At 41.0% G+C, this 16,143-nt stretch carries 11 protein-coding genes; 8 read left to right on the plus strand and 3 right to left on the minus strand.

The features are described 5' to 3' along the window. The first annotated feature begins 107 nt into the window (after window positions 1–107). The 3 genes from M2273_RS13145 to M2273_RS13155 are packed head-to-tail and all read left to right on the plus strand — an operon-like array spanning window position 108 to window position 5,957. Window positions 108–821: a hypothetical protein gene (locus M2273_RS13145; protein WP_429397478.1), complete on the plus strand. Its 714-nt coding sequence runs from the start codon at window positions 108–110 to the stop codon at window positions 819–821. Window positions 822–873: 52 nt separating this feature from the next. Further along, the gene (locus tag M2273_RS13150) at window positions 874–4,101 is read left to right on the plus strand and encodes a SusC/RagA family TonB-linked outer membrane protein (protein ID WP_429397480.1); all 3,228 of its coding nucleotides are present in this window, start codon (window positions 874–876) and stop codon (window positions 4,099–4,101) included. A 32-nt stretch (window positions 4,102–4,133) separates the two neighbouring features. Further along, window positions 4,134–5,957: a RagB/SusD family nutrient uptake outer membrane protein gene (locus M2273_RS13155; RefSeq protein ID WP_429397482.1), complete on the plus strand. Its 1,824-nt coding sequence runs from the start codon at window positions 4,134–4,136 to the stop codon at window positions 5,955–5,957. Between the two features lie 80 nt (window positions 5,958–6,037). On the opposite strand, the gene M2273_RS13160 is transcribed toward M2273_RS13155, so the two are convergent. Both M2273_RS13160 and M2273_RS13165 read right to left on the minus strand, forming a co-directional pair. Continuing rightward, on the minus strand, window positions 6,038–7,171 hold the full coding sequence (locus M2273_RS13160) for a redoxin family protein (RefSeq protein WP_429397484.1): 1,134 nt from the start codon (window positions 7,169–7,171) through the stop codon (window positions 6,038–6,040). Between the two features lie 131 nt (window positions 7,172–7,302). Beyond that, window positions 7,303–10,188, minus strand: coding sequence for a triple tyrosine motif-containing protein (locus M2273_RS13165; protein ID WP_429397486.1), 2,886 nt, complete (start codon window positions 10,186–10,188; stop codon window positions 7,303–7,305). A 262-nt stretch (window positions 10,189–10,450) separates the two neighbouring features. Here M2273_RS13165 and M2273_RS13170 point away from each other — a divergent pair, with 262 nt between their 5' ends. From M2273_RS13170 to M2273_RS13190, 5 genes are all read left to right on the plus strand, one after another. Beyond that, the gene (locus M2273_RS13170; protein ID WP_429397488.1) at window positions 10,451–11,977 is read left to right on the plus strand and encodes a hypothetical protein; all 1,527 of its coding nucleotides are present in this window, start codon (window positions 10,451–10,453) and stop codon (window positions 11,975–11,977) included. Window positions 11,978–11,987: 10 nt separating this feature from the next. Beyond that, entirely contained in the window at window positions 11,988–12,848 is an 861-nt protein-coding gene (locus tag M2273_RS13175) for a sugar phosphate isomerase/epimerase family protein (RefSeq protein ID WP_429397490.1), read from the plus strand. 118 nt (window positions 12,849–12,966) lie between these two features. Continuing rightward, a complete protein-coding gene (locus M2273_RS13180) occupies window positions 12,967–13,419 on the plus strand; it encodes a VOC family protein (RefSeq protein ID WP_429397492.1) in 453 nt (150 codons plus the stop codon). Between the two features lie 37 nt (window positions 13,420–13,456). Continuing rightward, on the plus strand, window positions 13,457–14,341 hold the full coding sequence (locus M2273_RS13185; RefSeq protein WP_429397494.1) for a TIM barrel protein: 885 nt from the start codon (window positions 13,457–13,459) through the stop codon (window positions 14,339–14,341). Between the two features lie 6 nt (window positions 14,342–14,347). Further along, a complete protein-coding gene (locus M2273_RS13190) occupies window positions 14,348–15,040 on the plus strand; it encodes a 3-keto-disaccharide hydrolase (protein WP_429397495.1) in 693 nt (230 codons plus the stop codon). A gap of 407 nt (window positions 15,041–15,447) precedes the next feature. On the opposite strand, the gene M2273_RS13195 is transcribed toward M2273_RS13190, so the two are convergent. Then, window positions 15,448–16,095 (minus strand): nucleotidyl transferase AbiEii/AbiGii toxin family protein, encoded by a 648-nt coding sequence (locus tag M2273_RS13195; protein ID WP_429397497.1) that lies wholly within the window; start codon window positions 16,093–16,095, stop codon window positions 15,448–15,450. Window positions 16,096–16,143 lie beyond the last annotated feature (48 nt).

Raw genomic sequence — 16,143 nt, forward strand, 5'->3', positions numbered from 1 at the left:
TATAAATAAGTGCTTTTTTTCTTTTCTGTATAAGTTTGTTTCCATTGGAAATGGCTCCCTGAGCGTACCCCAATTTTAATAACCAATCCAATTAAAACAACAATTTTATGAAAGAAAAAGTATCTGAAGGCTATTCCTATAGCAAAAATCTAATCCTGAAATTAAGTCTGAGCAGCTTTTTGAGCATAGTAATGCTGCTTCAATGCGATATCGTACATGCCCAAAGCGATTCTTTGGGCGTATTTACCAGCCACCAGGATATCGGCCATCCTAAAAATGCGGGTAATGCGCAATATGATAAGGTAACGCATAGTTTCACGCTCAAAGGTTCAGGCTACAACATCTGGTTTAACCGCGACGAATTTCAATATGCGTACAAGCCTGTAAAAGGCGATTTTACTGCTACAGCCAATTTTGAATTTAAAGGAGATAAGGGAAACGGTCACCGCAAGGTTGGCTGGATGCTCAGGGCCTCAACCGATGACAAATCTATCCATCTGAGCGCTGTTACTCATGGCGACGGATTAACGGTTTTACAGTGGCGCTCAAAAAAAGGTGCAAATATGCTCGATCCGCAGGAAGAGATCTTTTTCCCGGAAAAAAAGTTTGAGGTTGTGCAACTACAGCGGATAGGCAAAAAGGTGATCATGCGGGTTGGCCATGTTGGCGAGCAACTTAAAACCGTAGGGGCACACATTATGCCCAATATGCCAGATGAAGCATTGATTGGCTTATTTATATGCTCACATGACCCAGAGGTTATAGAAGAAGCTACCGTATGGGATGTACATCTGGATAATAATGTGGCAAAGCATAAATAAGCCAGGTATTTCCTACAAAAAAAATCAATTATTAACCTTTATATCTCACTTTATGCATGATAAACTACGCTATTCAGCATGGAAAATATGCCTTATTTTCCTCGGATTGTTTTTAAACCTGACTGTTTTTGGGCAAACAAAAATAACAGGCAAGGTTATTGGCTTTGATGATAAAATACCTGTCATCGGGGCATCGGTTAAAATTAAAGGTTCTACTGCCGGCGCAGTAACCGATTTAAACGGAAGCTTTACCCTTACGGTTAAAACTACCGATGTACTGGTCATTTCATACATCGGTTACGATACTCAGGAAGTTACGGTAGGCGATCAATCCGCCCCGGTTATTAATCTTCATCCGGCTTCAAGGTCATTGAACGAAGTAGTGGTTACGGGCTATAGCTCGCAAAGAAAGAAAGACATAACCGGCGCCGTTGCGGTTGTTAATGTAAGTAATTTAAAAGCAGTGCCTTCGGGTTCAACTGAATCTTTATTACAGGGACAGGCATCGGGTGTAACCGTGGTTAGTTCTGGAGCTCCAGGCAGTGCCAGTAATATAAAAATACGTGGTATAACATCTGTAGGAAGCACCGACCCCCTGGTGATTGTTGACGGTACCCCCGGCAGTTTGCATGATATTAATGTTAACGATATACAATCGATCCAGGTTTTAAAGGATGCCGGTTCTGCCGCTATTTATGGCGTGCGCGGTTCAAACGGTGTTGTAATTGTTACTACTAAAAAAGGTAAAGTTGGCGTCCCCACAATTACTTATGATACTTATTATGGTACACAACGCCCTAACTCAAAAGGATGGAATTTAGCAAACCCTACCGAAACGGCAAATGCCATATGGCAGGAGTATAAAAATGACGGTTTAGCGCCGGTACATAAACAATATGGCAGCGGCCCTGAACCTGTTATTCCTGATTATATTACCCCTGCAGCTGGTAAAAATGGTGACCCTAATACAAATCCATCTACTTATGCCTTATATTCTAATCAGATCACCAAGGCTAATAAGGAGGGAACGGACTGGTTTCATGAAATATTTAAGCCTGCACCTATACAAAGCCATAGCCTGTCGGTAAGCGGTGGTACAGAAAAGTCAAATTACCTGTTTTCATTAGGCTATCTTGATCAGCAGGGAACCTTAATTGAAACTTATCTTAAACGTTATTCGGTAAGGGTAAATACCAGTTTTAAAGTAAAAGACCACATCCGCATAGGCGAGAACCTTTACGCGTTTTATAAGCAAAATCCAGGTTATACCAATTTGCCTGGTGTAAACAGCACCAATGCTATTAACGCGTCATTCAGGATGCCTACCATTATACCGGTATATGATATTAACGGAAATTATGCAGGCGGTGGGTCGCAAAGTTTAGGTAACGCCCCAAACCCGGTTGCCATTCAGCAACGCACTAAAGACTATAAAAATAGCGACTGGAATATTTCCGGAAACGCGTATGCTGAGGTCGATTTTTTAAAGAAGTTCACCGCCCGCACAAGCTTTGGCGGTACGGTAGATTACTTTTATAATAACGCCTTTGTATTTACCGGTTACGAGAACGCGGAGAATAGTACTAATCCCAATAGCTATATTGAAAACTACGGCTTCAGCACCAATTGGACCTGGACAAACACCCTGAATTACAAGGATACGTTTGGCAAGCACAGTATTAATGTACTCATTGGCAGCGAGGCTATCAAAAATATGGGTAATGCCGTTGGCGCTTCGAGGGGCAATTACTACCTCACCAATCCAAACAATCTTACGGTTGACCCTAATTTGTGGACCTTGAACTTTGGCGAGTCGGGCACACAAACCAATTCAAACATTGTAAATCCTAATGGACAGCAAACGCCGTATCAACTGGCCCTGTACTCCTTATTTGGCAGATTTGATTATAATTACAATGATAAATACCTGTTAAGTGGCACGCTGCGCCGTGATGGCGCCTCGGTATTTGCAACCGATAAGCGGTACGGGCTTTTTCCATCAGTTACCGGTGGCTGGCGTATCTCGGGCGAGGAGTTCATGGAAAAAGTGGATTGGGTTAATGATTTGAAAATACGTGCAGGTTGGGGTAAACTGGGCTCAATAAGTAACATCAACTCAACCAATGCATTTACCTTATATGGCCAGGGGGCGGTTTTATCTTACTATGATATTAACGGTAGCAGTAACAGCTCCGTGCAGGGGCTTTACATCAGCCAGTTTGGTAACCCCAATACCAGCTGGGAAGAGGATATCATTACTAACATCGGCTTCGACGCTACGATCATAAAAAACAAGATCGATATGTCCTTTGAAGTTTATAAAAAATCCATTAACGGTCTATTGTTTCCGGCAGCCCTGCCATCAACCGCGGGAGGTGCATCGGCGCCTTTTATAAATTCGGGTAATATTGAAAATAAAGGTATTGATGCTGCTGTTACCTACCACGGTTCATTTAGTAGTGATTTTAAAATGGATTTTACAGGCACATTTACCTCGTATGATAATAAAGTGGTGAGTCTGCCAAAAGGAACCGCATACATTGATGTAGGTTCAGGCGGGAGTTCAACAACCTATTCCAGGTTACAACCCGGACATCCGGTAGGTGCCTTTTTTGGCTATAAGGTTATGGGTATATTCCAGAATGCCGCCGAAGTTAGTTCGGCTGCCACACAGGATGCTGCTGCGCCCGGCCGTTTCAGGTATCAGGATGTGAATGGCGATGGTAAGATAGATGCAAGTGACCGTACCTTTTTTGGCAACCCTAACCCCAAGTTTACAACTGGCCTTAACATAGGAGCGTCTTATAAAAACTTCGACTTTCTGATGTTCCTGTATGCCTCGGTTGGGAACGATGTATTGAATATCATCCGGTCATCTACCGATTTTCCGCAGCAGTTTGATGTAGCCATAAGTAAAGACGCGGTATATAACTCCTGGACGCCACAACGCCCCAATGCCAAAGTTCCTATGCTGGAGCGTTCATCAAACTTTAGTAATAACACTGCTTTTTCATCCTATTATGACGAAAGCGGTTCATACCTGAGGTGCAAAACCGTAGTGCTGGGTTATAACATACCAGCTCTTAAATTAAAAAAGATAGGTATAGAAAAATTACGGGTTTTTATACAGGGCACCAATCTTTTTACCATTACCAAATATACCGGTCTTGATCCTGAATTGCCGGGCAGTAATACATCCAGTACATTATTTGGAATAGACGGAGGGGCATATCCGGCTAATCAAAAAACGTTTACTGCCGGTGTTAATATGTCTTTTTAATCAGGGTGATACAAACAATAAAAAAATATGATATGAAAACTAAATACAGGATCATTTTGCCGATTTGCTTGATCGGTTCGATTGTAATTTATGGTTGTAAAAAAAGCTTTTTGGATAAACAACCCCTGGGTTCTTTAAGTTCTGATAACGTGGCTAATTTAACCGGTGTTCAGGGTTTATTGATCGGGGCATATTCTCTTCTCGACGGGGAGATAGGATTGTCTACCTCAACTGGCTACGCTTATGGCAGTGCCGGCTCCAACTGGGTGTATGGCAGCGTATGTGCCGATGATTCGTACAAAGGGTCGACACCTACCGACCAGCCCGATCTGGTTTTATTGCAAACATGGTCGGTATCATCCGCAAATACCAGCTATGTTCAGCAAAAATGGGCATTGTTGTATGATGGAATACAAAGATGCAACGAGGTATTACGCGTTTTACCTAAAGCCGAAGATATTTCGGAGGCTGATGCTAAGGTAATTTCAGGAGAGACACGTTTCCTGAGGGCTTTTTATCATTTCGGTGGAAAAATAGTGTTTAATAATTTTCCTTACGTTGATGAAACTATCACGATAACCAATAACAACCTTAATGTTCCCAATGTTGATAAATCAGGTAAGTTTATAGATATATGGCCTAAGATTGAGGATGATCTGAAATTTGCCATAGATAACCTGCCCGAAACACAACCACAAAGAGGGAGGGCGAACAAATCGGCAGCTAAGGCTTTTTTGGCCAAAGTTTATATGTTTGAGCATAAATACACTGATGCCAAACCACTGCTTGATCAGCTGATCAGCAGCGGCCAAACCGCGGGAGGTCAAAAATACACGCTGGTGAATTTTGAGGATAACTTTAACGCGGCTACGAAAAACAGTGCCGAGTCAGTATTTGCTTACCAGGCATCGGTTAATGATGGATCACAGTTAAACGGTAATTACGGTGATGTGTTAAATTTCCCTAATGGCCCAGGTGCCCCGGGTGGATGCTGCGGGTTCAATAATCCCTCATTTAATTTGGCCAATGCTTTTAAAACTGATGCCAACGGGTTGCCGCTATTAGATACCTGGAACAACGGACCGGTTGTAAGTGACTCCACTAATTTATACACAGGTAATGTTGACCCCCGTATAGACTGGACCATAGGCCGCCCCGGAGTGCCATATTTTGATTGGGGGCCAGACAGTAAACAGTGGATCCGCGACCCTGCGACAAATGGCGTGTTCAGTCCTAAAAAGAATGTGTACGCCAAAAGTCAGGCTGGTACTTTATCATCAACTGAAACTGCCTTTTGGGGTGCTACCAGTATTGATGCCAACAACGTGAATTTTATCAGATTCGCAGATATTATATTATGGGCGGCTGAGTGCGAGGTAGAAATAGGTAGTCTTGGGCAAGCCGAAATGTACGTTAACCAGATCAGGACACGCGCGGCCGACCCTGCAGGCTGGGTATATGCTAATACTACCTATAATGCGGCCAATTCCAAATACAATTCGCAGGCTAAGCCGGCCGATAAGTATAAGGTTGCACCTTATCCAACCGGAACTTTTGCCACCCAGGGCCAGGCCTACGCGCGTAAAGCAGTACAATTTGAACGTCGGCTGGAACTGGCTATGGAAGGACACCGCTTTTTTGACCTGCAACGATGGGACAACGGAACAGGTACAATGGCCCAGATCCTCAACACCTACCAGCAGGTTGAAAAAACCCGGAACTCATTTTACTATACTAATCCTTCGGCACAATTTCATAAAGGGATCAATGAATATTTTCCTATACCTCAAAAGCAAATTGATGTTGAAAACTCAACCGGCGAGATCAATTTAAAACAAAACCCGGGTTATAATTAATTAACTTAAAAACCAGTTATATTAAAAAGGCAGCGCATAAGCGCTGCCTTTTGTATTTTCTGCTATCGGTTATTAATCTATTAATAATATCGGCCAATGTATGAATTGTCGACAATAAGTTTCTTTAAAGCCGGAGGATCAATGATGCCCTCTTTGGCATAAACAATTTTACCATTAGGCTCAACAAGAATGGTATAGGGTAAGGCACCCTGCCATTTTGGGTCAATAGCTTCAATCAATTTATATTTATCGTCTGTGTTAAATATATAATTGGTAGCCGATGCCTGCGATTGCTGTAGAAACTTTAAGGCCTTATTCATTTTCGTAGGATCATCCGCGCTTATGGTTACAAGCTCAAAATCACGTTTACGGTACATCCTGTTAATAGTAATAAATTCCGGAAATTCGGTAGTGCAGGGGCCGCACCAGGTAGCCCAAACATTGATCAACCGTAACTTGTCAGACTTATTGCTAATCAATTCTTTAATGCCCGCAACGCCAATTGTATCAATCTTAACGGGCTCTTTTGCCCATTCGTCTTTTGCCTTTTGCTGCCAATCTTCTTTTTCGGCCCATTTTACCGAACAACCAAATACCTTGGTTGTACTTTCAACAGGCATTTTATTATTTAAAAGCTGATTAATGGCATTGCGGGTATCCTGTGTGTTGGGAGTTTTGGTGGGTTTTTCTGTATCATCTATCCGGCCCGAGAAACAAAGTTTCCTTTCTTTATTAAATATGAACACATGAGGGGTAGCCACAGGTCCGTAAGCTTTAGTTACTGATTGTGTTGCACCGTCATATAAATAAGGAAAATTAAAATGCTTTTCCGTGGCTCTTCTTTTCATTTCGTCAAATGAATCACTCATATCTGTATAACCCAGTTCGCTCAGTTGTATGGCATTAGGGTCATTGGGCATTATAGCTACTACAGCAACACCTTTACTACTATAATCCTTAGTGAGCTGGATTATTCTGTCTTCATAAGCCTGGGCGGTTGGGCAATGGTTGCAAGTAAAAACAACCACTAAAATAGCCGCGTTTTTAAACGAGTTTAAGGTGTAAGTTTTGCCGTCAGTTCCCGGCAAACTAAAATCAGGAGCTTTGGTTCCTATTGCCAGTGTTGGGTGATCACCGGAGGCCGATCTGAAGGCGCATATAATCCCTCCAATAAACACACACAATACAATAGATAGATAACTTAGCTTTGTCATAATGCTTTATAAATTAGTTGTTTGTAAATGGTAAAGTAAATTTAGCAGAATGCTGTAAATAACAAATACCATAATACTTTATATCAGCAAATGAAGTATTAGAGAAGTAGTAAAATAAGGCTAATACTGGCTTAGCTGGTTTCTTTTTTTAAAGATGAAAAATCCGTAAAATAAGTGTTCAGGTTTATTTCAGTAGGTACCTGTAGTTTTTTTCGTAACCTGTACCTGCTTATTTCTACCCCCCTTACCGATATGTTCATAAGCTGGGCCATTTCCTTGCTTGACAGGTTCATGCGCAGGTAGGCACACAATTTAAGCTCATGTGCATTCAGGTTAGGATGAATTTCTTTGATGGCTTTTAAAAAATCGCTATGTGTATTGTCAAAATACTCTGCAAACTGGTCCCATTCTTTGTCTATTTTGCTCTCCTGGTTTAATATCCTGATCAATTTTTTTAACTCTTCAGAAGGCATGTCATCTGTTGATTTCCGTAGGCTAACCAGTTCTTCCCTTATTTTGCCCAACAGTTCACCTTTTTGCAGTAAATGCATGGCAACAGATGCCAGCTCGGAGTTTTTACCCAGTATTTCTGATTCCAGTTTTTCATTCTTAAGAGCGATGATCTCCTTTTCAGATTTTTCCATTTCAAGCTGGTGCAGGTATTTTAAGCGCTTTTGTTCTTGTGCATGTTTTAACTTTTCCCGCACGAATTTCCTTTTAAGCCATTTGTAAAATAAATAGTTAAAGGCAATAAACAGCATGCCATATACTATATAAGCCCAAATGGTACGGTACCAGGGCGGAAGCACTGTAAAAGTAAAGCTGGTAATGGCAGATTCATCGCCCAGATTACTCCGTGCCTTAATTTCAAAGGTATAAGTACCTTCAGATAAGTTGGTATAATCCTTTTCAGTCCTTTTTGACCATGCCGACCATTCTTTGTCGAAGTTTTTTAAATAATAGCTGTATTCAATGTTTGATTGTTTTTGAAACGAGGGGGTAGAATATTCAAAGTGTAAAGAGTTTTGCTTGCTGCTCAATTGTTGTAATGCTTTTTTTGCATTATTATAACCGCCGTTTAAAATGTTATCAGCATCTCCAGATGCTTTTACCATTCTGACCAGCACCTGGATAGAACTTTTATTTGCTTTGTATTTTTTATAATTAATGTGATAGAAACCTTTTTCGGCACCTACAAAAATGTTTTCTTCGTTTAACGGATATATATTTTCAAAGTCGCTTACCAGTTTGCCATTGAGTTCAGGAAAGTAAATTAGCTTGGGAGTAGGGCCGGAGTAATCTGCCACACCAAGTTTCTTTTCTTCAATGAACCAAATATTCCCCTGGTTGTCTTCTTTTAAAAAGCAGAGGTTCTTGTCTTTAAAAATGGCATTAAAATAGGCAGAAGGTTCAAAGCGGTCAGTACCGGCATTATATTCATAGATGCCCTTTTCTGTTGCCACTACCATTCGGTTCTTAATATTAAAAAGGCGGTTTTTTAATACAGAAGGTAATCCGTTTTTATTGGTGTATAATTTGGTTTGGGGGTAGGCAGGAGAGCTGATATCTATTCTATAAATGCCTTTATAAGTATGGGCTACCCAGGCTGTGTGATTTTGTACAATAACAAAACGCGACGATTCACCGAAATTTATAGTCCCTGCAGCAGTGAAAGCGTTGTTGTTGTATTTTATCAGATCAAGCCCGTTATACCCACCGGCAATAATTGTTGATGATGGCAATACCTTATCATATGGTGTAAAATTCCAATAACCAAAGTGTGTGTTGATAGGGAATGCTTGTTTGTCCTTAATTTGAAAGGCGCCTTCATGGTGAGCAAGCAACAGGTTATTATTTACTTTAAAAAGCCCCCACGCCGATGCTTTAGTGCCGGGAACAGTTTTAAAAGTACCATTAATATCGCTCAGGTCCGGGTTGTCATCAACAGGTAATTGATATAACCAGTTAGATGTACCAATATACAGTACGCGATTAAATAATATGGCGCTGTAACCTGCCCCCTCATTTAATTTTTCGGGGTAAATGTGTTTGATTGCACTGTTATAAGCATTAAAATCAATGCCATCATCTAAACCCATCCAAAGGTTGCGGTCTTTATCTAAAAATAAACTCAGCACGGTGTTGTTTTGCAGCCCTTCTTTGCGGGTAAAGTTTTGCAATATACGCCCCTGCTTATCAATAATATATAAACCACCCATGTGGGTGCCAACAGCAAGGTGACCATCGTCCATTGCCATAGCGCACATAATTTGCTGGTTCAGGAACGGATCCGGACCTTTAAATTTAAAACCACTTACTTTTTGCCGGGTCAAAACAAACAGGCCTTTTTTTAAAGTTGTAATTAAAATACTGTCTTTACTTAAATGCAATAAAGCGGTAACGGCAAGGTCTTGAGGCAGCGATTTGTTTACTACCAATGGCGACCACTCTCCGTTTGAAAATTGAAACAAGCCTTTTGTTGCATCTTGCGCAATAAGCTGACCATTACAAGACCCTAAAAATTGCCATTGGGAAACGGGCTGATAGGCGGTAATGAATTTGCCATCGAACTGAAAAATATTGTTCTGTGAGCGGAAGAATATTTTATCATCGTAGGATACAATGTCCCAGATATCTTTAAACGATGTGATTTTTTCTGGCAGCAGGTTTTTCAAAGAAGTAAACACCAGGTTACCAGTTTTATTGGGCGAAAAATATCCCATTTCGTTTTGCCCGCCAGCATATATCCTGCCATCCTTGCCAAAAGCTATTGATCTTATAATTGTTTTATTGGGTAATGGATAAAGGTTCCAGTAAGTGCCGTCAAAGCTTAATAAACCCTCACTGTTGGCAAAATAAATAATCCCGTTTTTATCCTGAACTATACTCCTGTTTTGTAAGCCGCCATTATAATCGCTCCTGTAATAAGAAATGATATTAGGAAGCCCGATTGGATTTTGGGCAAAGGCACAACTCAACTTCAATAATAAAAAAAACAATAGCCATTTTTTCTTCATCCTGGTACCAATAGTTTCAAATAATGTAAAAAATATGCCTTTAAACAGGCATCTGTAATATAAATAGCCGTATGATGTAGTAATGATGTAACCCGAAATTATAGCTCGTTTGATGCAAAATTTAATTTTGGCCCATAACCAAACGTGATAAATAAAGCCTGAATAATATTTGTTTAAAGAATTGGTTGCAGGGCCCCTTAAGCCTTACGCATTCATCACGGAAGTTAAATAAAGTTTTAATAACATAAAAAAAATATAGAAAATGAGAAAAACTAATTTACGTACAATCATCACGGCACTTGGTGTTGTGTTCTTCAGCTTATCTGCCTTAGCACAGCAAAAATCAATAGGTATTTTTGATGGGCAGCTTGATGTAGGCGCAAACACTAAACCTGGTTCTGGCGTTTACCTGCCCCAAACCCAGCAATATGTCATATCGGGAGCCGGCTATAATATATGGTTTGACCATGATGAGTTTCATTACGTATACAAAAAAATTAAGGGCGATTTTATATTATATACCCGTGCTGAGTTTGTTGGATGGAATGGGGTAGAGCAACACCGTAAAGTAGGCTGGATGGTACGTAAATCATTGGAGGGTAATTCGGCACAGATTAATGCCGTAGAACATGGCGACGGACTTACCTCTTTACAATTCAGAAGAACTGCGAGCGCCACAACCGAAGAAATCAAATCAAAAATTACCCATGCCAACATTATTCAACTGGAAAGAAAGGGTAATACCTATACCATGCGCATGGCAAAATACGGGGAGCCTTTTGTTACGGAAGAAGTAGCTGATCTTGACCTGGGCGATGAGGTATATGTGGGTTTGTTTGTGGGTTCACATAACCCGGATGTCGCGGAAACAGGGGTTTTCAGGGATGTACGAATAACTGTACCATATGCCGGCGTGGCTGACCAAAGAACACAAATGACCCTGGGAAGCAACCTGGAGCTCATGGAAGTTGCCACCGGTAATCGCGAAATTATTTATACGGTGCCTTATTCTATCCAGGCACCAAACTGGCTGCCTGATAACAAAAGCCTGATATTTAATGATAACAAAGGATTGCTGTATACATTTGATTTAGCTACACGTAAATCCACTTTATTGAATACAGGAAATGTGCAGCATAACAATAATGATCATGTGCTTTCCTTTGATGGGAAAATGATAGGCTTAAGCAGCAATGTTAAAGAACTGGGCGGCTCCATTGTGTATACAGTTCCGGTTACCGGGGGTACGCCTAAACAAATAACCCCTAAAGGGCCATCATATCTGCATGGCTGGTCACCAGATGGTAAAAGCCTTGTGTTTTGCGGGGACAGGGGAGGTGAGTTTGATGTTTACAAAGTACCTGTTAATGGCGGTAAGGAAGTTCGTTTAACCACTACCAAAGGGCTTGACGACGGGCCGGAATATACACCTGATGGAAAATATATTTATTTTAATTCTGTACGTTCGGGCCTGATGCAGATATGGCGGATGAAACCTGATGGCAGCGACCAGGAGCAGGTAACCAGCGACGACTATAACAATTGGTTTGCCCACATATCGCCTGATGGCAAATCGATGGTATTTTTATCATTTTTAAAAGATGAAGTTGAGCCGGGTATCCACCCGCCGTACAAACATGTATATATTCGCTATATGCCTATTGAGGGTGGTAAACCAAAGGTACTGGCCTATATATACGGCGGTCAGGGATCAATCAATACCCCATCATGGTCGCCTGATAGTAAGCACATCGCTTTTATCAGTAATACCAACGAAACTGTTAAATAAAGATCAATTTATGACGTTAAATAACTATCACAGGCGTAAATTCCTTAAAACCTCTGTCGCAGCCGCTGCCGGCATGATATTAATACCGCAATTACTTAAAGCTGTTGGCAAGCCCGCCCATAAAGTAGGCATCCAGCTTTATTCCGTGCGAAAGGAAATGATGGAAGATGCAGCCGGTACTTTAAAACTGCTTGCAAAAATGGGTTATAAAGAAATAGAATCGGCAAAAAGTGAAAAAGGGAATTATTACGGTTTAAAGCCCAAAGAAATAAAAAGTATTACTGCTGATCTGGGCATAAGCCTGATCAGCGGCCATGTGCGCATTGATGCCGATTGGCAACAATCTGTTGATGAAGCGGCAGAGGCCGGCCAGCCCTATTTGATCTGCTCGGTTTTACCGGAGAACGGTCAAACAGTTGCTAATTATCAGCGCAGTGCGGATGCGTTTGTAAAAGCCGCCGAGGTGTGTAAAAAATCAGGCATCACGTTTGGTTATCACAACCATTCGTCAGAGTTTGAAAAGGATGGCCAGCAAACGTTGTATGATGTATTGCTTGACCATACAGACCCCAGCCTGGTAAAAATGGAGCTTGATCTGGGCTGGGTAATTGCTGCAGGTGCCGACCCGCAATATTACTTTAACAAATACCCGGGACGTTTTCCATTGTGGCATTTAAAAGATATGGATGCCAAAACCAGGCAAAGCACCGAGTTTGGAAAGGGGAGTGTAGATATCAACAGCTTATTTGATCATGTTAAGCAATCAGGATTGAAACACTTTTTTGTAGAACAGGAAGAATACACCAGTTCGGCCCTTGAAAGCAGCAGGTATGATTTTGATTACCTTAAAAAATTAAAATATTTTAATTAGAAATGATAACACGAACTTTGCTTAAAGAAGCTTTTAGTTCCCTGATTGAGATTTAGTTGACTAATTGAAAAAGCACCCCAAACGGGGTGCTTTTGAACAAACCAACATAAGAAAAGCCATGAAAAAAAAGATAAACTTATTTACACTATTGATACTGTTAATAATGGGAAGCCGGGCGTTTGCTCAAAACAGCCCCCATGCAGATCATAACGCGCTGTATGTTAAAGACCTTGCCAAAAGCGCTGCATTTTACCGCGACGTAATGCAATTGCAGGAAATCCCTGAACCTTTTCATGATGGAAAACATGTTTGGTTCAGAACCGGCGCGCATAGCCAGCTGCACGTTATACAAGGGGCCGCCCAAGTTTTTGAACATGACATCAATACACATTATGCCTATTCGGTACCCGACCTTGCCGTATTTACCAAACACCTTGACGAGCTACATGTAAAGTATGGTAACTGGAAAGGTGATTCCAAATCGCCGCAACTGAGGCCCGATGGTATTAAACAAGTTTATTTACAGGATCCGGACAATTTTTGGATAGAAGTAAATGACGATAAATTCTAAGTAAACCAATTAATTTAATAAATCTAATTCATAAAATATGATCAACAGGCGTTCATTCATCAAAACTTCGGCAGCGCTTTCGGCAGGCTTGCTGATAAGCCCTAAATTATTTGCTTACGATAAAAAATATATTGGCCTGCAGTTATACACTGTGCGGGATTACATGCAGAAAGATCCAGCCGCAACATTAGCCAGGGTAGCCCAAATTGGTTACACCACCGTGGAGGGCGCCACCTATACCGGCAACGAAAAATTTTATGGTATGGATCCTGCCGCATTTGCCTCACTCTTAAAACAAAACGGACTGGTCATGCCAAGCTGCCATTATCGTTTGGGCGAGGAACAGGTAAACGGATCGTCCCCAAAAGGAACCATCCTGAACGATTGGGGCAGGGCAGTGGATGATGCCGCTGCTGTAGGTGTCAAGTATATGGTTTGCGCCTTTCTTTCGGTACCAGAACGCGGAACATTAGAGCATTATAAAAAAATAGCTGATGATTTTAATAAGGCAGGCGAAACCTGTAAAAAAGCAGGTATCCAGCTTTGCTACCATAATCACGATTTTGAATTTATCCAGGAGGATGGTAAATATCCCTATGAAACCCTGTTGGCGAATACCGATAAAGAACTGGTAAAAATGGAAATGGACCTATACTGGGTAACTAAAGCCAATCAAGACCCCATAGCGCTCATCAGTGAACATCCGGGCCGTTTTCCTTTATGGCATATCAAGGATATGGATAACACGGCAAACAGGATGTTTACGGAGGTAGGTAACGGTACTATTGATTTTAAAAAGATATTTAAACATGCCGGTAAAGCCGGCCTAAAATACTTTTTTGTGGAACAGGATAAATGCCCGGCCGACGCTTACGACAGCATTACCCAAAGTATAACTTATATTAAAAAGAACCTGGTTTAAACGGCTATGAAAAAAACATTCTTTTTACTCCTGCTATTGTCTGGTACAATTGGCATGAGCTATGGGCAGCAAACTCATCAGTGGCATTATCTGTTTAACGGCAAATCGGTAACGGAACTGCGAGGTTACAAGATGGACTCTTTCCCATTTGAAGCGTGGAAAATTGAGGATGGAGCTCTGGTTGCCCAAACCGGAGTGCCTAATGTTGATTTCCTGACAAAGGAAACCTTTACCAATTTCGACCTGACGCTGGAGTGGGCGGTATCCAAAGCAGGCAATGGCGGTATTTTTTATAACGTACTCGAAAACTCGAATCATGAATCGGGCAATGGTAACAGCCCCAACTGGCTGGATAATTTTGAAATGCAGCTATTAGACGACATTGATTTTAATGATCATGAACCCAGGCGTTCTGCAGGATCATTATATGACCTGATAGCACCGCAAAATAAACATCTTAAACCGGTTGGCGAATTTAATACGGCGAGACTATTGGTTGATCATGGCCATGTTGAACAATGGATCAATGGCCGGAAAGTAGTTGAATATGAACTTGGATCGGGAGCCCTAAATGATTTGATCAGTCATAGTAAATATAAGACCAATCCTAATTTTGCCAAATCAACCAGCGGGCACATTATGTTTCAGCACCATGGGCAAAAGATTTGGCTGAAAAATATTAAGATTAAGCGTTTGTAAGAGTATGAACGAAATGAGGAAGGTAATTTGTCTCTACCCGTCCCTTTTTAGCGAGGAATTACAGAATAATCTTTGATGTGGTATCAACAAAAAAGCCTGCAATATTTGATTTGCAGGCTTTTAATGTTTTTGATATTGAATTAAGCGGAGAGCTAGGGTTCAGAACCATCGCTCTAATGTATTAATTATCAGTAATTTGCAATTTAAAAAGTTCCTTACTCTACGAATGACGCAAAAAGCAAGTTTACTCTAATTGTTAGACCAAATATACTCACTTTTTTAGATTTTGAAAATGTAATTTCTGTTCTTTTTAAAATTTAAAAATCGTTGAATTGAGAAAACTGACGCGGTTTTTTGTTACCCAACGATAGTTCAGATTTTTGATCGCAATAGAATTTTTTACTTCATTACCGGCTGTTAACTGCTTCTTCAAAATCTTCCTTGATGAATGCCCATTCCTTCCCTTTGAGGCAAATAGGGTCAAAATCTTCATCGGCTTGCCGGAAATCTGTAAAGTTTTTAATGATAAGCTCTTCATCATGTGTCCATTCGTGCCCTGTAGCGTGTAAAGCTATCATTTGGTCAATCGAATACTGTTCGAGCAATTCATGAAGGTCCCAAAAGTCCTTCTTCCTGCCGCCCCGTCGCACTACATCAACCTTCATTGCGATGATTTCTTCAACAGAAGCTAAACGAATGCCATCACTTTCAACTAACTCTCCGAAAAACGGCTCACTGGCATAGTAAATGTCAACTTTGACGATATTATCTTTATTCTCGCCGATGAGATACGACTTGCCGAATACAGGATCACTTCCAAAGTCGCCACTTACATAAGGAAAGCTGTTTCTCAAATATTCCTCTACATTATTGTAATTTATCTTGCCGTAGTTACCGGCATCAGTAAATAAATCAATATCTACTGACATCCGGTGGCCTAAATATAAGCTTAGAGCCGTGCCGCCTACCAGCCGATGATCTTTTAATACATCAGCTTGCATTAAGGTAGCCAGGGTTTGTTGAAGTTGTACTGATATAGTATTCCAATGGAGCATTAGCTGGATTTTTGTCTTAAAAATGAAGGGTCAGGACGAGCGGATTTC

It is taken from the genome of Mucilaginibacter lappiensis (assembly GCF_050433765.1).
Taxonomy (GTDB): Bacteria; Bacteroidota; Bacteroidia; order Sphingobacteriales; family Sphingobacteriaceae; genus Mucilaginibacter; species Mucilaginibacter lappiensis_A.